Source organism: Frankia sp. CeRuru1 (assembly GCF_977966315.1).
In genome coordinates, this window is record NZ_CDWWEW010000081.1 from 1 (window position 1) to 15,552 (window position 15,552).

The following is a 15,552-nucleotide window of genomic DNA, read 5'->3' on the forward strand; positions in this document are numbered from 1 at the left end:
GTGTCGCCGCAGGTGGCGGCGGGATGGCCGGCCCCGGTCCTCACCCCTGCTCCCGCTGGCCGGTGCGGCAGTAGGCGCCCTGCTGATCGGCGCCGGGGTTGCCCGACGGCGTGCCCAGGGCGCGAGCTGACCCTGCTGTTCGGCGGCCATGCGGCGTGCAGACACCTCGTGGGTGACGGCCTCGGCCTGGTCCCACGCGGAGCCCACGCACGAGGGCCGGGGGTCGCGCCGTTGACGACGCGACCCCCGGTCACCGTAGTGGTCGCCGGTACGGTAACGTTGCTGCCGTACGGGACGTGGCGCAGCTTGGTAGCGCACCAGACTGGGGGTCTGGGGGTCGCAGGTTCAAATCCTGTCGTCCCGACAGGGAAAACGCCCTCTTTGTCGATCTTGACGGAGGGGGCGTTCGGCCTTCATGGGGGCGCCATGGGGGAACTGAAAAGGGCCTCAAGAATCGGCGTCGCCCGCCAGCCGCCCCGCCATGGATTGATCTTGCTACAGGCCACCCGTCGACTGTGATTTACATCACAGAATCGTTGCGACCCCTAGCGTCACACCGGATTCGGGTTGCCCCTCCGTCGGAGCGTGGGATTGGTCGCGGCCGATGCCGCCGGTTGCGGCTCAGACCGCCGTCCACTCGGCGGTCGCAGCCTCGTAGCGGGCCTGGATGACCTTGACAATCCGGTCCTCCGTCTCGGGCAGGACATGGGAATAGATCCCGGAGACTCCCCCACGGGCGTGCCCCAGGCGAACCTCGATTGCGGAGTCCGGGATGCCGGCCGCCTCCAGGAGCGCCTTGTGGGAGTGGCGAATGCCGTGCACCTTCATGCCCGGCACCAGTGGCTCCCACCCGGGATGCCCGGGAGTTCCGCGCCGCTTGGGCTCGGCCGGGCGGCCGTCGCAGGCCGGGCGCCACGCGCGCCGGTTGAACCCCGACCGGCGCAGCAGCCCGCCGCGGGGACCGTGCCAGACGTAGGGCCCCCGCTCCCCCTTCTTCGGCTTCCAGCCAAGCTGAGCGTCGATCATGTCGAAGACAAACCCCGGCACGCGGGTGGTGCGGGCTGAGCCTCGCGTCTTCGGCGGGCCGGAGGTGAGGGTTCCGTTCACCTCGACCAGGCACCCCAGCGTGGGATGAACCCGTAGCACTCCAGCGTCACGATCGATACACGGGCCGTTGTCCCCTGGATCACGGTTGCCCCTGACCACCAGATCTTCTCGAAGGCCGACCATCTCGGCCCAACGCCACCCGGTGGCGTACAGGCACCACACGAGGTCGGAGTAGGAGCCGCATCGCCCGGCGATCCGGGCCATGCCGACTGCGTCGGTGTGAATGGCCTCGGCGCTGTTGGACTCGGGGAGCCGGATCTTGTAACAGGGGTTGTAGGGCAAGATCGGCGGCCGATTGTCGACTGCCGAGGCGCACATGAGCTGGAGGTCCTTGTAGATCAGCTCGACTGTTGCGGGCGCCTTCCAGCCGGACAGCTCCTCGTCCACCCAGTCCTGGATGTCCAGCCGATCGAACTCGGCCAGGTAGGTGGCGCCCCATCGCGGTTCGATGTGCAGCCGCCACCGGCGGTCGGTCTCCTCGACGCTGCGGGGGGCCTTCCGCATGGACCGGCAGTAGGTCGGCCACCACCGCTCGCGCCAGGCCGTCAGGGTGAAGGTCTCGGCCAGCGGCTTCTCCGGTTCCACCGGCGCGGACTTGCCGGTGTCGCCGGTGCACTGTATCGCCATGGAGGGGCAGACACAGTCCGGGATGTGCCCGTGATCGAGATGTCGCTCTGCGCTGTTGGCCCAGGTACGGGCTGCGGCTTTCGTGTCAAACGTCTGGCGCCACATCGTCTCAGCGGTAGGAGCCCGGTGGCGCGCGCGCTCGACCGTGGCGCGGACACGGCGGCGGTTGTCCCGCTTGCGCGCTGGGAGCGTTTCAAAGGAGGCCATCGGCAGTCCATGGTGGCAGGCCCGGTCAGACACCCGGCCCGCCACCCCCGTGGCCCGTCGAGCGTCGGCCTACCGGGCGGCGTAGTAGCGCCGCTCCAGGAAGTCCCGGAGATCGGCGATGGTGAACTGCCAGCCGAGGGACCGGGCGATGAGTAGACCGGATAGTTGCCGACTCGTAGCCCAGCTCGTCACGGTCCTCGGCTTCACGTCGAGGAGCTCGGCGGCGGTCTTGCTGTCGAAGGGCTCCTCGCCGTCGTAGTCGTCGAGAGGCTTGAGGAGGCGCTCCAACCCGGGCGGCCTGGCGGTGACGCTCCGGCCGGGCGCCCGGCGCACGCCCGTCACGAGGCCACCGCCAGATCCTCCGCTGCGGCCCTCCGTGCGCGGGCCCGCATCGCCTCGATCCGACAGACATCCCACCGCCACCGCGCCAGGCCGTATCGTCTCAGGATCGGCGCCATCGCGACGTCACCTCTCTGGTTGCGTTGACCTTGGAACTCTGGCCGCTCGGCCTCGCGCATGAACGCCTCGTACAGCGCGAGCCGCGCCCGGCGCCGGTCGTCCCCGTCCAGCGTTGTGGTCAGCTCCACGAGGTCGGGGATCTCGAATCCGACCCGCACACTCATCTGCCGCTCGAACGTTGCGGGCGCGGCGAGGTCGTCAGCGAGGACACCGCCCCACATACCGTGCTGCTCGCCCCGATCTGCGGCGCCTGCCCGGCATGCCACCCGCACCGGGCAGGCGCCGCAGATCATCATCGCGAACCTGAGCATCGGTGCCGGAGTGTCTCGACCGGCGTCCACGATGGTGTCGTACACCCGCTCCATCCCGGCACAGGCCGGGACGCCGTCGCCTCGAGTCGCGGACGTCACAGCGTCCCGGCCCGGTACCCCTCCGGCAGCACACTGCCGCCGGCGATTCTGCACAACATCTCCCGCAGCCGAGTCTGGTCGACCGGCTCCGGCGGGAAGACGCAGGCCAGTATGGTGCCGCATCGCGCGCATCTCCCGGGGACCTCGCGGCCCTCGCGAGGCCGGAACGGTCCATGCGGACCGAATCGGCCGTCCGGCTCCCCGCCACCGGCCGCGCAGTCACGCCAACGCAGGTAACTCTCCCAGCAGGCATCCTCGGCTACGGCGAGCGTGGGCCCCTCCCCGTAGCAGACGCCGTCCGGGTCGCGCGGGAAGGCGACGACGACAGCGGCCCGGTATATCTCGATGTCACCGCCGGGGGTAGTCCGGTGAGCCAGACCATCGGCGTTCCTGTCCACGGGCATCCCGGGCGGCCATGGTCGGCGTAGCGCGTCGGCTAGTTCGGCGCTGGCCCTATGATCCCTGTTCACGCTCCCCCGTCCTGGTACTCGTCCGGCCTCACGCCGGCATCCGGTGGGACCACGACACCAAGCTCGGAGTCGTAGCCCTCGAGGTAAGGACCTTCCTGGGGGACCGTCCGCTGGGCCTGCCTCGGCTGCCCGCCGGCCTGCTGGCCGGATCTTGGAGCCTGCTGCCCCCGCGGCGGCGTCGGTTGCGCCTGGCCGATGATCTCCGATGCCGTCACGCGCTCGGGTGGGAACGCCTCATCCTTGGTGATCTCGCGGCGCTTGAGGGTATCGAGTAGGATTTCCAGTTCTACGACCTCGTCGGGCTTCCATTCCTGCCGCTTCTTGCCGACCTTCTCTTCGAGCTGACCCTCGGAAACACCTCCACTCCTGAAAGTGGCGATGACGTTCTCGACCCGCTGGTCGAACCGGATGCCGGACTCGCCCTTACTCAGAGTGTCCCGGCACAGTTCCTCCGCCTCGTCGGTGAACCACCGCGGGAGGATCCGGTAGATGGCACTGCGCATCCGCCGGGCGCCAACGTTGGCATTGTTCTCGTAGATGTCGCGGGCGCTGGTGAGGTCCTTCGGCTTGGCTCCGGTGTACTGGCGGTGTGCCACGATGACGGCGGTGGAGTTCCGGCTGTTGGTCTGGACGTCCCAGGCATACGCCTCGATTTCGGACTCGCCGTTCTCCTCGTCGACCCGTAGGTGCTTCATGCCGTACTGGACGTTGCGCCAGACGCGGGCGAGCTCCTGCGCAAGGTAGATGGTCGGCCCGCTTACGATCCCATCACCGCGGTTGTAGCTGTAGAAGGCGCGCTTCGCCAGGCCGAGTTGGGAGCAGGACTCCCGCATCTCCCGACGTGCATCCACAATGTTGCGCGGGACAGCCTGGGCGACCTGGATCGCGGCCAGCACCTCGGCAGCGGCTCTGCTCATCTCGACCGCGGTGCCCTGGCTGATACGAGCCACGTTGGGGACCGGATTCACGGTCGGCAGGTTGACGGGTGCCGCCTGGCGACCCCGGTTGGCGACAGCATTATTGCTCATGCGAATTCTCCCAGGGCCTTCCTGATTTCCCACGCTGGTAGTGAAATCTTCTTGACGTCGTCGGCGTAGCCGGGCCATTGCCCGGCGCGGGTGCATTCTCGGTAGATTTCGATGGCTACGCGAATATCGACTGCGGCGGCGAGAAGTGCGTCCCGATCCAACTCAACCACCGTGATGAGGTGTGGCGGGCTCTTCTCTTGAAAGACGAACACGAACGCCGGCTCGTATCCCTCGTTCAGGCCAAGCGCGTTGATGCCGTCGGTGTACCACTTCGCCTGGATATGATACCTGTACTTGAGTACGGACTTCGTGATGGCTTCCAGACTTGCGGACTCGGTGGTCTTGTAGTCGGAGATGATTAGCCGCCGGTCGGCGGGCATCGGATTCCAGTCCAGCCGGGCGCGACGCCAGATTCCGGCCTGCCTGTCGACCCAGAACAGGGACTGCTCCGGCACCCCGCGCCCCGAAGTGAACAGCGCCGAGGCAATCGGATGGGCCCGAATCGCAGCGGCCATGGCCTCCACGACGTCGTGATCCTTGGTCAGAATCGGCACCATGCCCTCGGCGCGGGCCTCCTCGGCTGCCTCTCGCGCCTCCTTCTTACGCCAGTTGTCATAGTCCAACACGGCCAGCTCAGGGCCGACCCCGAGGACCTTCCGGTGCGCGGCGTGCCCGAAGTCGAGCGCCTTCGTAGGCTTCCGGCTATTCCGGCGCTCCCAGTCGAATCGGGCGGGACAACTCGGCGGCAACAGGCGGCGTACCCCCGAGCTGGACAGTGACCCGCCCGGAACGGGGTCGGCGTGGTAGATAGCGTCAGGGATGTCATAGACGCCCGGCTCGGTGACGATGAAAGGTTCGGTGGCCGTGGTCATCAGAACGGCACCTCATCGTTGGCTGCGCTTATCTGCGCGGCAGTCACGCAAGTAGTACAGAAGTGAATGGTCTCGCCTTCGCAGGGCGGCTTCTGGCAGGTCTCGGTGGCCCCGATCTGCTCTTCGGTAATATCCCGACCGCAGGAGTCGCAGTCCGCCACGAACTCGTCTTGGGCTCCAGGCTCACCGCGGGTGCGTAGCCGGGCCATCAGCTCTTCCAGGTCACGTTGCACCCGGGCGTCCGGGCCAACAGCTCCCGGTGGGCGTCGGACAAGTTGGCCGCGGTCGGCTCCAGGGCGTCGCACAGAGCACGGGCAGCGGCCAGGAGTCCGAACCAGCGTTGTGACTGGGCGAAGAGCTCCCGGCGCAGACGGATCACCTCGGCCGCATTGTGGTTGGGCGCGCTCACCAAGTCACCTCCGACTCGGTCGCAGCGGCCTGCGGGGCGCATCACCACCTCTTGTCCCAATCGATCCGCCATCCAACGGGCTGCTGGCCTTCGGGAAGATCGTCGATGGCATGCACAAGGTCGCGGCACCGCAGCGCGAACAGTGCCTCCGCGTCCTCCACCTCGGGAACCCAGCCCACCCTCGGATCCACCTCGCGGCTGTAGGTGCGCTTGACTCTTGCCGCCGCACTAATCGTTGATCCGAGGCTCATGGCAACGGTTTTGTCTCTCACGCCTACGCCCCTTCCTGCTCTTCCATCTCTTCCATCTCTCACCAGCCGTCCTCGCACTCCCACCAGCACGCCTCGCAGACGAGGTCGTATCCAAACTCGGCAACCTCGTCGCCGAGCTCGAAGGGTTCGCCGCACTCCATGCACTTGCCGGGTCCGAGTGCCGGGGTAGTCACGCCTGCCACCTCCCGCCGAGGTGGCCCCAGCCGGTGACCATCTGCACGGCGAGCCGGTGCGAACAGTTACTCGTGTCGCGATGCTCGGTGCAGTTCCAGATGCCATCCACAGCTCGGACGTCGACTGCGGCCGATGCTCCGGAGTAGTCGCCGGACGCAGGCTCGATTTCTGCGACGATCAGCAGCCGAGCATGCTCATCCCGTCCGACGTACCGGAGGGTCACACGAGAGTCCCGTAGGTAGCTCAACGCCTTTGGTCGGTAAGGGTTGGTGGTTCGGGTCGAGGCGGTCACCGGTCACCCATCTCATGCCCCCCGGTCGTCTGCACGCCAGCCGCTTGGCTGCCGTTCGGCGGGCAGCGCGTCGACGGCCTGGACGAGCCGGAGCGCGGCGCGGGCAAGCTCGTCGTCCGCGTCCCCCTCGTCCGCGTCGAGGTGGGTGTGCGGGCGGGCTCGTTCGACGGTGAGGAACCGCAGTGCGGCACTCAGGACGTCATCCCGGGCGTAGGTCCGCTCGAAGCTCACTGTGCCGCCCTCAGGGGCGCGGTGAGCGAGACCAGATCCTCGAAGTCGGCCAGCACCGCGCGGGCGAACCCCGCGGGGTCGGTGACCGCGCCGTGGCCATGGCAGCGCTCGTGTCGGCCGGTGCCGATGGCTGCCAACGCGTCGAGCAGGAGTAGAAGGCCCACGTCGTCGGCCGTTGCCGAGGTGGCTGCTGGCTCGGTTGGTTCCGTCAGGGCCGCGATTGTGCTCATGGCATCTCCGGGAGGGGTCGGTACGGCCAGGAGGCGTCCACGACCGCGTCGTCCTGGCGCTTCTGGGTCCGCAGGTACAGCTCGGTGTTAATCGCCCAGGCGACGTTGGCCTGGGCCTGAAAGTCCATGAGGGCGTCGAGGTCCATCTCGGCGATGTGCCGATAGGTCCTGGCGATTCGCCAGAGCACCCGGGCGGTGGTCAGGCAGTCAGCCAGCGCGTCGTGCGCGCCGTCCTGGCGGACCCTGTAGTGCCTGGCCAGCTCTGACAGTCGACGTTTCCCACCCTTGGTGCGGTTGCGGTGCATGTCGCAGGCCCGGTCGATCACCATCGGATCCAGGACAAGCACGTGGGAGAGGTCGAGGCCGCGGCCATGATGACGACGGTGCTCGCGGTCGAGCATCGTGAGGTCGAAGGTCGCGTTCATGACCACGACCGGGACGCCGGCCGCCCACGCCCCCTCGACGCGCTTCACGAGTTCAGTCACGACAGGGCCGGGCTGCGCCCCCTCGGCGCGAACCCGCTCGTTGGTGATCCCGTGCACGTCGATGGCACCCTGCGGGATCTCGACGCCCGGGTCGACCAGCCATGCGTTCCTGGTGACGTCCTCCTTGGGGCCGATCTCCACCCAGGCGGCCTGAACGATGCGGTCCGTCTCGACGTCGACGCCGGTCGATTCGACGTCGAAGATCGACAGGCGCTTTATCCAGCTCGGATCACTCATGGCCGGACCATCCGTAGTAGGCCCCGCCGTTGTGCCCTATGGCGCCCGGAGCTGGCCAGGGCCATCGCCGAATCAACATGGGCGTCCGTGTAGGCGACGGCGCCATGCAGCTTCTCGAGCTGCGCGCGGACGTGCGGGTTGACGTGGGCCAGCAGCTCCAGCGGGGTCATCTGGCGGCCGAGGTAGTCCACCAGGCGGTCGGCCATGAGGCTGGCCATCATGTCCTCGACGTCACGCAGGCGGCCCACCTCGATGACGAGCGCGCGGACGTCCTCGGGGGTGTGGGTCCCGGTGCAGACGCGGTCCTCGATGTCCGCGAAGGACGTTCGCGCGAAGGACGTCCGCTCAGCCATGATCCGTCTCCTGTCTGGTTCGCACGACGTCGGCGAGGGCGGCGCCGAGCTCGTCGGGGTCGTCGTCGGGGAACCGGGTGGCAAGTCCGTAGGCGCTCGGATCTACGTGGATGCCAAGGTCGCGCAGCGCCGCGTCGTACCTGCTCTGGTCGGTGGCCCTGTAGACCTGGCCAACCGGGTCGTGGAGAGGCCCGAGCCCGATGGACCCAGGGTCGACCCGATCTGCCCAGCCGGGATGCCGGTGGTCCAGGAGCGCGCCGAGGTAGCCGGCGCGTCGCGTTGGGTCAGCCACGGTCCACCCCCAGGTGGGAAAGTTGTTGCGCCGCGCTGCCCAGGTGGCCAGCGAGGGCGACCGCGAGGCCGGCGATGTCCTCGTCATTGAGTAGGATCGCGGCCACTCGTGCCGTCTGAGCGGCGTCGTACCCGGCGCCCCGGTCGTCGTAGAGGCCCGGTCGTCTGGCCATTGCCCCAGCAATCCGGCCAAGCTGCCTTAGTGCCTGAGGCAGTCTTTCGACCAGTTCCGTCAGCGCCGATACGGCGTCATGGATATCGGCCGGCCGGTCGATGCCGCCACTGTCAGTAATCGTCAGGTGGTTGATCTGCCGGATCGCCTCGGAGGCCTCCTGGGCGTGCCAGACCGGCTCGGGAATCGGGTCAGTCATACTCAGGTCCCTCTGGCAGGTGGGGGCGAACGTTGCCCTCCTGTCCACCTAGAGAGCCGGGGTGGACCTGGATCTCACCGAGGGCGACGCCGACCCGGTACTCGTGCTCCTCGGCCAGGAGCCGGCAGTTCGAGTCGGGCTGGAAGTCCTCGGGACGGCAGACCTTGCGTGCGGTGGCGAGTGCCTTGCGCAGGCGCGCGTTCTCGGTACGCAGCTTGTCGGTCACGTCGCCGTCGCGCTCCCGCACCGCCTCGATGGCCACGCGGGCGATACGGTCCCGGATCTCGACGTCAGCGAGTTGGGGAAGCTGGTCCCTCAGTGCCCCGAGGGCGAAGAATACGTCGAGGATCGCGGGATCGGTCGCCATCACGCCACCGCCGGGTACTGCTCGGCTTCGGCGACCAACTCCTCGTATCGCTCCTGCGACACCAGGATCGGCGTGCCGTAGGCCAGGGTCTCGGACCCCGTCAGGGCGCCCGGGAGCTGTTGGACTGCGCGCCATGCGGCCGGCGGTGTCTCGGCCTTGACCGGGATACCCCACTCACGCCGAACGCCACCGGTCGTCGACACGACCGGGACCTTCCAGCACGTCATGTCGCCGCCGTCGAGACGGCGGCGACGGACACGACCTCGGGCTCGCCGACGTCAAGCAGGACCGGTTTTCCGACCGGTGCCCACGCGAGCGAGGCGTCCTTGGCGGAGGCATGGGCCTGCTCGGGGCTGTCGGCTGCGCCGCGCCACTCGGTGGCCTGCCTGCGCTGGAGCGTGACGTCACGCTCCAGTAGCACTGTGTAGTGCGGCAATGCGGTTCTTCCTCTCGGGAGATGCGACCGGGTTGCGGGGTTTGGTTGGTCATCGGCACCCCGTGACCCGGCCTCTGCTACACGGTCGTAAGCGACCGCTCTCGGTAGTGCCGGTAGTGCTGTGAAACAAAAACCCGCAAGTTGTCGGGCGTGAATCGCCAGCCGACGCAGCGCCGGGCCAGAAAGCCCGGCAGCTCCCCCCTGCTGGCCCATCCCACGACCGTCCGGGGCCTGACTCCCAGGACGCCGGCCGCCTCGCGGGCGGTCAGCGTCTGGTCCGGATCGAGCTCACCGATCTCCCGGAGGAGACCTCCGAACCCGAGGCGGTCGATGGCTGCCGCCCCAGCGTGGGCGACCGCCTCGCCCGGAACGTCTTCCTCGTTACCTTCCATGCACCTCCCCTCCCTCTCGTCCCATCAGGTTCCATCGGCAGTCTACGTCAGTAAGACGCTAGAAGTCGAGAGACTGGTGGAGGTAGCCTCTCGGCGAGAGCCCGCGAACCCCCCGACTCGCGGGCTCTCGCTATGTCACCTGCAATGGCACCGCGATACGGTGACCCCCGTACCGCCCTGGATGCTCTTGGCTGCGAGCTCTCGCCGCACTTCGGTGCGGCGAGCCGGGGAGAGGACAGTAGAGATCACGATCAGTGCGACCGTCTCGCCGGTCGCCACTCGGACGACTCTGACGTAACCCTCGACGCCCGGTGAAAGATCAGCCTCTCCCTAGGTGCGCTCAGTTAATTCCACGGAGAGTAAGACTACTATGACACTACGTCATAGTAGCAAGTAGCGATCTATCAGTTACTTATCGCTACAACACGCACATCACAACACGACTCGGACAGCGCGCGACACGGGCGCTACATATCGACACCATCGCATCGTGTCGATGGACCGAATGGGGCAAACAGATCGACTAGGCGTGCTGGAACGCATGGTGGGGGAGCGGCTGGAGCGTATCGAGCGACTCCTTGCCGAGGACGACACACTCGACCCCGAGCGATTCGGCCGCGCTGACGGTCATGCTGGCGCGTTGGCCTGGGTCCTGCGCATCATCCAGGGCATCAGTGGCCCCGGCGCTCCTGCCAGTCGTCCAGCATCCGCTGAAGGACAGCAGCCAGCCGCCCCCGATCCTCGGGGGTCATCTCCGGTGCGGTAGCGGCGGCGCGCCCCGAGACCGCGAAGAACTCGTCGAGGGTGATGGCGCCTGGCGGGGCGTCGAGCTCGACCACGAAGCGGGCGGAGTCTCCTTCGCGGGGCATCGGCTTCGCACCCTCGCGGGCCACTCGCTCGGCCGAGTGCGGTTCCCACCCCATCGCGGCGTCGACGTCCAGGAGTGCCTGGGTTGTGCCGGGCGGGAGGGTACGCTCCACCAAGGCGTCGAACAGGTCATCGAAGGTCGTGATGCCAGGCAGGCGGCCCTCAGCGAGCGCGGTCCAGGTGCCCTCGGGAATCGCCACGGCCGGGTCCTGTCCGCGATCGGCACAACGGGCCTCGATAGCGCGACGCAACCGGGCCGGCACCTCCTCCAGCGGAGTCGGCTCCTCGCCTTGTAGCGCCACCCGCTCGGCTGACTCTGGCGTCCACTGCATGCGCCGGCTCCACTGTGGCAGCCGGACCAGCAGTGCTGGACGTCCTTGTCCGAGGTCGTAGTAGCTGGACGAGCTCCCCCTGGAGCCGATCGGCCAACCACGCTCCCCGTGTCGGTGGTGGACGGCGGCAAACAGGCGCTTGGACTGGGGGCCCGTGGTCACCGCACGACCGCGCCCGTCCACGACCGGACCGGCGTCCTCGTGCTCTGCCGCGCTATCGCGCCCTACTGCCATGAGGACAGCATGGCAGATACCTGCGGCGACAGGTGCCGCAACTCGTTGCCTATCGATCTCTATCGTTACATTATGGATCTCTGTGTGTGTAGCGCTATGCTTCGAGTGATTGCCCGGCTCATCCTCTCGACTTCTATCGCCTTACTGACGTAGACTGCCAATAGTAGCGATAGAAGTCGAGATCACGGGGGGTCGCGATGGAAGCCTTCGCTGACCGGGATGACCTGCAGGGCTATGGCCCGGACGTCGACGCGGGCCTCGCGGACCTGTTCGACGCCGTCAAGGCGGGCCTGGCCGGTGTCGTCGATTACATCCGTCGAACCGACGGAATCTCGGTTCCCGCTATGCGGGACATCGATGCCCTCCTCGACGAGGCGCTCGCCGAGAGCGACTGGACCACCGCCGACAACGCGCTCGACATCGAGCGGTGCGTCGGGGCCCTACGTGCCGATCTCGCCACTGCAACCAGCGACGACGCACCGGTCGCGGCATGACCAGGGAGCCCGAGGCCCGCTTCCCGGGCCTGTCTGACGGTATTGCGTACGACCTCGCCGCGGCGGACGACGGCCTGCCCGCGTTCGTCGCCCATCTGCGCGCCGCCGGCTGCCCGGCACCAGACCATCCCGAGGCGCTGCGCTCCGTTCTCGGCGAGATGGAGGACGCCGTCCTGCTTGCCAGCGGCAGTGACGAGGCGCTGGGCGTCGTCGACCGGATCCGTGACCTGATCAAGGAGTTCTGATGGACGACCCCGCTCTTGCTCCGCTCCAGGAGCCCATGCGCCCGCGCGGAAATCCTCGCTGGGGGGCTCGCACTCGCTCGAAGCGTAGTCCGCAGCTCGACACCGTCCTGCTCGCGGCAGGCGTGTTCCGCCTGCGCAGCGATTCCTCCGGCCGCTTCTTCGACGCCAGCGGCGAGCGGGTCATCACCCAGAAGGGTGCCCGCGCCGCCCGGGATGCCGGACTGATCTACCGACCTGACCGCTTGCCCGAGTCAGATGGCCAGACCTGGCTCCTGACCGATGCCGGCGTGTCCCGGCTCCCCGCGAGAGGAAAGCGATGAACGACCTGACCAGCCGCCTCCTTGCTCACGCCGCCGACGTGAGCGGCCTGGACGAGACCACGCTGCGCGAAGCGGCGTCGCACCCTCTCATCCAGGAGTGCCAGGACGGCATTCGGAAGTGCTACGCGATCCTCGACCGGATCGCCGGCATCACGGACGAGACCACCACCGGCACTACCTCGTGACTGCGGACGCCGCACGCGCCCTGGAGCTCGATCCGGAGCTGCCCCGGACCGTCGCGGCCACCGCCCGTCTGCTCGACCGGCGGTTCCGGGGCTGGGCCGACCGCATCGACATCGTGCGCCTGGACATGCGCTCCCACGAGTGGGACGTCCTGGGCCAGCTCGCCGCGGGCGGACCGGCCGGCGCCCTACGGGGTCTCGACCAGACCGACGTTGCCCGCGGGTTCGACGTGCCGGAGTGGACCGGACCCCTCGGCCGTGAGGCACGCGCCGCCATGACCGCCCGCTACGCCGCGCTCACCGCAGCATGGCGGGCCCAGATCCTCAGGAGGAGATCACGATGAGCACCGATCCCGAGATCGTCCACGTGCAGATCCACGACCCGTCGGCGCCCGGCTTCTCGCCCGCGCACTGGATTAGCGCCGCCCAGGACCGGGCGTACTTCCTGGAGGAACGTGACCAGCTGCTCAGCCACGAATGCCTGGACGCCTTGGAGGAGGACCTGGAGCTTGACGCGGAGATCCGGCCCGATCTCCATTCCCTCCTGGTCGCGGACCCGAAGGTGATCGCGCACCTAGCCAAGCTGCGGGCCAAGGACGAAGGGAGGTCAGACCGATGACCAACTGGTACGACCTGAACGGCAATCAGATCGACGAGGAGACCGAGAGGAAGCTCGCCGGAGCGGTGGTCGCATACGACTCGTTCCTCTGCGACCTCGGCCCGGTCGAGGTCGCGACCAGTTTCCTGTCAGAAGACCAGCGGATCGACGGAGACGGGCCGCCGCTGGTCTACGAGACGGCGGCGAGCTGGGACTGGTACGGCGGGAGCGACCGCAAGCTGCGGTCGACCCGGGATGAGGCCTTGGACGTGCATATCAGGATGGCGGCACGCCTGCGGAGCGCCCAGCCATGACGAAGCGGCCGGACATCATCGGCGGCCTGGCCGTGGAGAAGAGCGACCCCCGGCGAGGTCGTGGCTGGCGAGTCACGGCTCCACCAGGCCCGTCCGCACCTGGCTTTGACTCCGGGCCGTTTCAGCGCCAGCGCGAGGCGCGCGCCTACCGCGATGTCGTGCTCGCCCGCATCGGGAGCGGTCTCGACGCGGTGCGGGACCCCGAGACCAGAGCGCTCACGGATGCGGTGCCGGAGGAGACCCGCCGTTGGCTACGCGCGCTCGGCCGGACGCCGAGCCTGGTCGAGTTCCGACGATCCCGGAACTCCCCCGCGTGCGCACGGTGCGGCGGCGGGGGCCACGCTGCCCCGTGCGCGAAGCGGGTCGGCGAGTCGCTCATCCCCGACGAGTTCCTGACGTGGGTGGGATGACGATGACTACTACTGGCGCGCCCCCGCAGCGCATCACCTTCGTCGCCGGCCCGAACCTGCATGAGGGCGACACCATGCTCACCTGGTGGGGCTTCGTGCGGATCACGGGGTTCGGTCGGCTGAGCCCGGTCCGATTCCCCTCGATGACGCGGTACGTCCGATTCGCGGACGGTGCCGAGATGTCTCTCAACGACAGCGACCACTACTGCTACCCGATCGTCGTCACCTGCCCGGCCGACGTCGAGCGCGGCGGCCAGGCAGGTGACGGCACCACGGCCGTGCCAGAGGGCTGGGTCGTGGACCACGGCACCAACCGGTGGTTGGACGCGGACGTGCCCAACGTTCTCTCGGACGTCTTGGCCTCCACCTCGTGGGAGTGCCGCCGCGACGGCGAGACTGACCCGCACCGCTGGCTCGTCGATCTCGACGAGGCGCTACGGGCCAGTCCGGAGGCGTTCGCGAAGTACTGCGCCCAGATCGCCAGGCAGCCTGGCGGGCGGTGCGAGGTGCGGCCGAGCCTGGGGGTAGCGGCCTGATGTCCCGGACCGCGCAGCGTGCCATCTTGCATTTCGCGTCCAGCCGGGTACTCAACGTTGATGGCCTCGGGCGCGAGGCCATTACGGCGTTGCTCGACGCCGGCCGCGTACACGACGTCGCCGACGTCCTACACCTGACGGCCGAGTCCTTCGCAGACCTGGAGGGGTTCGGCCCCGCCCGGGTCGAGCGCATCCTGCGGGGACTCGACGCCGCGCGGGGCGCGCCAGCATGGCGACTGCTGGTCGAGCTTGCGATCCCGCATGTCGGGGCCAGTACCGCCCGCGTGCTGGTGGACACACTGGGCTCGCTCGATGCCATCGCGGCGGCGCCGACCCGGGAACTCGTCGCGATCAAGGGCGTTGGCCCCGCGACCGCTGATGCGGTGGTGGCCTGGTTCGCCGACAGGCGCAACCGCGCCCTCGTGGCTCGGCTTGGCCCTGGTGGCACCCGACTCCCGACCCCGCGCGCCCCTGGCGCCGACGCCCTCCGACCGCTCGACGGCGTGGCCGTCGTCATCACCGGAACGCTTTCCGGCTGGACTCGCCCTGAGGCGACCGAGGCCGTACTGACGCGCGGCGGCACGGTGCCGGCCACGGTGAGCCGGCGGACGAACTTCGTCGTCGTCGGCGCCGATCCCGGTACGGCGAAGTACGCCGCAGCGCGCGGCCTCGGCGTGCCGGTGCTCGACGAGGCCGGGTTCGCGGTCCTGCTCAAACGGGGCGCGGACGCGGCCCACGCGCTGATCTGATCAACGAATAGCGACGAAGGAGATTCCGAATGACAAGAACCGTGCTCGGCACCCCCGAGGAGCCGACACCCAAGCCCGAACGCGCGGTCCGCGTCCACAGGCTCACCATCCCGCAGGCCGTCACCATGGCGGCCGAGCTGCGTCCGGATACCTACGGCCCCAGCCAACACTGGGCTGTTACCGGCTGCTATCGCGACGGCGTAGAGGCGTTCCTGGAGCAGACCGTGTCGTTGGGCGACGCCGAGACCGCATCCGATGCGATCCAAGTGCAGCTCGGCCGGTTCCGCGAGTGGGGGTGGTGGGCGTGGGCTTCAGTGCGCGCCGCGTGGACCACCCTCGCTACAGCGAGGGGTACGGGGTCGTGGCCGAGACAGAGTGGCGACATCGTCGACCGCGGCGCGGTCGCACTCAGCCCATCTCTCGGGCGATGTCCGATGAGCGCCAGCAAGGCCGCATCCGCGGACGCCAGGAGACCCGCCACCCACACCGCTGGATCCTGCACACCGACCCCACCACGATCACCGAACTGGCCGCCTACCCGAACAAGATCC

General features: G+C 68.4%; 31 protein-coding genes and 1 tRNA gene. 11 read left to right on the plus strand and 21 right to left on the minus strand.

Going from position 1 to position 15,552, the window contains the following annotated elements; translation table 11 throughout:
- Positions 1-290 precede the first annotated feature (290 nt).
- A tRNA-Pro gene (locus tag AC08OP_RS08575) sits at positions 291-364 on the plus strand.
- A gap of 257 nt (positions 365-621) precedes the next feature.
- On the opposite strand, the gene AC08OP_RS08580 is transcribed toward AC08OP_RS08575, so the two are convergent.
- From AC08OP_RS08580 to AC08OP_RS08680, 21 genes are all read right to left on the minus strand, one after another.
- Positions 622-1,734, minus strand: a complete 1,113-nt coding sequence (locus AC08OP_RS08580; RefSeq protein WP_476613699.1) for a tyrosine-type recombinase/integrase — start codon at positions 1,732-1,734, stop codon at positions 622-624.
- A 276-nt stretch (positions 1,735-2,010) separates the two neighbouring features.
- Complete coding sequence (locus AC08OP_RS08585) at positions 2,011-2,283, minus strand: hypothetical protein (protein WP_476613700.1); 273 nt, start codon at positions 2,281-2,283, stop codon at positions 2,011-2,013.
- The gene (locus AC08OP_RS08590; protein WP_476613701.1) at positions 2,280-2,756 is read right to left on the minus strand and encodes a WhiB family transcriptional regulator; all 477 of its coding nucleotides are present in this window, start codon (positions 2,754-2,756) and stop codon (positions 2,280-2,282) included. The genes AC08OP_RS08585 and AC08OP_RS08590 overlap by 4 nt, the downstream gene beginning before the upstream one ends.
- A gap of 50 nt (positions 2,757-2,806) precedes the next feature.
- The gene (locus tag AC08OP_RS08595; protein WP_476613702.1) at positions 2,807-3,280 is read right to left on the minus strand and encodes a hypothetical protein; all 474 of its coding nucleotides are present in this window, start codon (positions 3,278-3,280) and stop codon (positions 2,807-2,809) included.
- Positions 3,277-4,308 carry a hypothetical protein gene (locus AC08OP_RS08600; protein ID WP_476613703.1) on the minus strand — a complete coding sequence of 344 codons (1,032 nt, stop codon included), beginning with the start codon at positions 4,306-4,308 and terminating at the stop codon, positions 3,277-3,279. Before AC08OP_RS08600 ends, AC08OP_RS08595 begins: the two co-directional genes overlap by 4 nt.
- Complete coding sequence (locus AC08OP_RS08605; protein WP_476613704.1) at positions 4,305-5,180, minus strand: PD-(D/E)XK nuclease-like domain-containing protein; 876 nt, start codon at positions 5,178-5,180, stop codon at positions 4,305-4,307. Before AC08OP_RS08605 ends, AC08OP_RS08600 begins: the two co-directional genes overlap by 4 nt.
- A 208-nt stretch (positions 5,181-5,388) precedes the next feature.
- Positions 5,389-5,589 (minus strand): hypothetical protein, encoded by a 201-nt coding sequence (locus AC08OP_RS08610; protein WP_476613705.1) that lies wholly within the window; start codon positions 5,587-5,589, stop codon positions 5,389-5,391.
- A gap of 41 nt (positions 5,590-5,630) precedes the next feature.
- Positions 5,631-5,861: a hypothetical protein gene (locus AC08OP_RS08615; RefSeq protein WP_476613706.1), complete on the minus strand. Its 231-nt coding sequence runs from the start codon at positions 5,859-5,861 to the stop codon at positions 5,631-5,633.
- Between the two features lie 38 nt (positions 5,862-5,899).
- Positions 5,900-6,034 (minus strand): hypothetical protein, encoded by a 135-nt coding sequence (locus tag AC08OP_RS08620; protein WP_476613707.1) that lies wholly within the window; start codon positions 6,032-6,034, stop codon positions 5,900-5,902.
- Entirely contained in the window at positions 6,031-6,258 is a 228-nt protein-coding gene (locus AC08OP_RS08625) for a hypothetical protein (protein WP_476613708.1), read from the minus strand. Before AC08OP_RS08625 ends, AC08OP_RS08620 begins: the two co-directional genes overlap by 4 nt.
- Positions 6,259-6,339: 81 nt before the next feature.
- Entirely contained in the window at positions 6,340-6,558 is a 219-nt protein-coding gene (locus AC08OP_RS08630) for a hypothetical protein (RefSeq protein ID WP_476613709.1), read from the minus strand.
- Positions 6,555-6,788: a hypothetical protein gene (locus AC08OP_RS08635; RefSeq protein ID WP_476613710.1), complete on the minus strand. Its 234-nt coding sequence runs from the start codon at positions 6,786-6,788 to the stop codon at positions 6,555-6,557. The genes AC08OP_RS08630 and AC08OP_RS08635 overlap by 4 nt, the downstream gene beginning before the upstream one ends.
- Positions 6,785-7,510 (minus strand): exonuclease domain-containing protein, encoded by a 726-nt coding sequence (locus AC08OP_RS08640; protein ID WP_476613711.1) that lies wholly within the window; start codon positions 7,508-7,510, stop codon positions 6,785-6,787. The genes AC08OP_RS08635 and AC08OP_RS08640 overlap by 4 nt, the downstream gene beginning before the upstream one ends.
- Entirely contained in the window at positions 7,507-7,863 is a 357-nt protein-coding gene (locus AC08OP_RS08645) for a hypothetical protein (RefSeq protein ID WP_476613712.1), read from the minus strand. Before AC08OP_RS08645 ends, AC08OP_RS08640 begins: the two co-directional genes overlap by 4 nt.
- On the minus strand, positions 7,856-8,155 hold the full coding sequence (locus AC08OP_RS08650) for a hypothetical protein (protein ID WP_476613713.1): 300 nt from the start codon (positions 8,153-8,155) through the stop codon (positions 7,856-7,858). Before AC08OP_RS08650 ends, AC08OP_RS08645 begins: the two co-directional genes overlap by 8 nt.
- On the minus strand, positions 8,148-8,525 hold the full coding sequence (locus tag AC08OP_RS08655; RefSeq protein WP_476613714.1) for a hypothetical protein: 378 nt from the start codon (positions 8,523-8,525) through the stop codon (positions 8,148-8,150). The genes AC08OP_RS08650 and AC08OP_RS08655 overlap by 8 nt, the downstream gene beginning before the upstream one ends.
- On the minus strand, positions 8,518-8,892 hold the full coding sequence (locus AC08OP_RS08660) for a hypothetical protein (protein ID WP_476613715.1): 375 nt from the start codon (positions 8,890-8,892) through the stop codon (positions 8,518-8,520). Before AC08OP_RS08660 ends, AC08OP_RS08655 begins: the two co-directional genes overlap by 8 nt.
- Positions 8,892-9,095, minus strand: a complete 204-nt coding sequence (locus AC08OP_RS08665; protein ID WP_476613716.1) for a hypothetical protein — start codon at positions 9,093-9,095, stop codon at positions 8,892-8,894. Before AC08OP_RS08665 ends, AC08OP_RS08660 begins: the two co-directional genes overlap by 1 nt.
- Positions 9,096-9,115: 20 nt before the next feature.
- Positions 9,116-9,328 (minus strand): hypothetical protein, encoded by a 213-nt coding sequence (locus AC08OP_RS08670; RefSeq protein ID WP_476613717.1) that lies wholly within the window; start codon positions 9,326-9,328, stop codon positions 9,116-9,118.
- 77 nt (positions 9,329-9,405) lie between these two features.
- Positions 9,406-9,720 carry a helix-turn-helix domain-containing protein gene (locus tag AC08OP_RS08675; RefSeq protein WP_476613718.1) on the minus strand — a complete coding sequence of 105 codons (315 nt, stop codon included), beginning with the start codon at positions 9,718-9,720 and terminating at the stop codon, positions 9,406-9,408.
- A 671-nt stretch (positions 9,721-10,391) separates the two neighbouring features.
- Entirely contained in the window at positions 10,392-10,919 is a 528-nt protein-coding gene (locus AC08OP_RS08680; RefSeq protein ID WP_476613719.1) for a hypothetical protein, read from the minus strand.
- Positions 10,920-11,350: 431 nt separating this feature from the next.
- On the opposite strand from AC08OP_RS08680, the gene AC08OP_RS08685 reads away from it, so the two are divergent.
- The 10 genes from AC08OP_RS08685 to AC08OP_RS08730 are packed head-to-tail and all read left to right on the plus strand — an operon-like array spanning position 11,351 to position 15,001.
- Complete coding sequence (locus AC08OP_RS08685) at positions 11,351-11,647, plus strand: hypothetical protein (protein ID WP_476613720.1); 297 nt, start codon at positions 11,351-11,353, stop codon at positions 11,645-11,647.
- Complete coding sequence (locus tag AC08OP_RS08690; protein WP_476613721.1) at positions 11,644-11,892, plus strand: hypothetical protein; 249 nt, start codon at positions 11,644-11,646, stop codon at positions 11,890-11,892. Before AC08OP_RS08685 ends, AC08OP_RS08690 begins: the two co-directional genes overlap by 4 nt.
- On the plus strand, positions 11,892-12,212 hold the full coding sequence (locus AC08OP_RS08695; RefSeq protein ID WP_476613722.1) for a hypothetical protein: 321 nt from the start codon (positions 11,892-11,894) through the stop codon (positions 12,210-12,212). The genes AC08OP_RS08690 and AC08OP_RS08695 overlap by 1 nt, the downstream gene beginning before the upstream one ends.
- Entirely contained in the window at positions 12,209-12,397 is a 189-nt protein-coding gene (locus tag AC08OP_RS08700; RefSeq protein WP_476613723.1) for a hypothetical protein, read from the plus strand. Before AC08OP_RS08695 ends, AC08OP_RS08700 begins: the two co-directional genes overlap by 4 nt.
- Complete coding sequence (locus AC08OP_RS08705) at positions 12,394-12,738, plus strand: hypothetical protein (RefSeq protein WP_476613724.1); 345 nt, start codon at positions 12,394-12,396, stop codon at positions 12,736-12,738. The genes AC08OP_RS08700 and AC08OP_RS08705 overlap by 4 nt, the downstream gene beginning before the upstream one ends.
- Positions 12,735-13,013, plus strand: coding sequence for a hypothetical protein (locus tag AC08OP_RS08710; RefSeq protein ID WP_476613725.1), 279 nt, complete (start codon positions 12,735-12,737; stop codon positions 13,011-13,013). Before AC08OP_RS08705 ends, AC08OP_RS08710 begins: the two co-directional genes overlap by 4 nt.
- A complete protein-coding gene (locus AC08OP_RS08715) occupies positions 13,010-13,306 on the plus strand; it encodes a hypothetical protein (RefSeq protein WP_476613726.1) in 297 nt (98 codons plus the stop codon). Before AC08OP_RS08710 ends, AC08OP_RS08715 begins: the two co-directional genes overlap by 4 nt.
- Complete coding sequence (locus AC08OP_RS08720) at positions 13,303-13,716, plus strand: hypothetical protein (protein WP_476613727.1); 414 nt, start codon at positions 13,303-13,305, stop codon at positions 13,714-13,716. Before AC08OP_RS08715 ends, AC08OP_RS08720 begins: the two co-directional genes overlap by 4 nt.
- A gap of 2 nt (positions 13,717-13,718) precedes the next feature.
- A complete protein-coding gene (locus AC08OP_RS08725; protein WP_476613728.1) occupies positions 13,719-14,252 on the plus strand; it encodes a hypothetical protein in 534 nt (177 codons plus the stop codon).
- Complete coding sequence (locus AC08OP_RS08730; protein WP_476613729.1) at positions 14,252-15,001, plus strand: helix-hairpin-helix domain-containing protein; 750 nt, start codon at positions 14,252-14,254, stop codon at positions 14,999-15,001. The genes AC08OP_RS08725 and AC08OP_RS08730 overlap by 1 nt, the downstream gene beginning before the upstream one ends.
- The last annotated feature ends 551 nt before the right edge of the window (positions 15,002-15,552 follow it).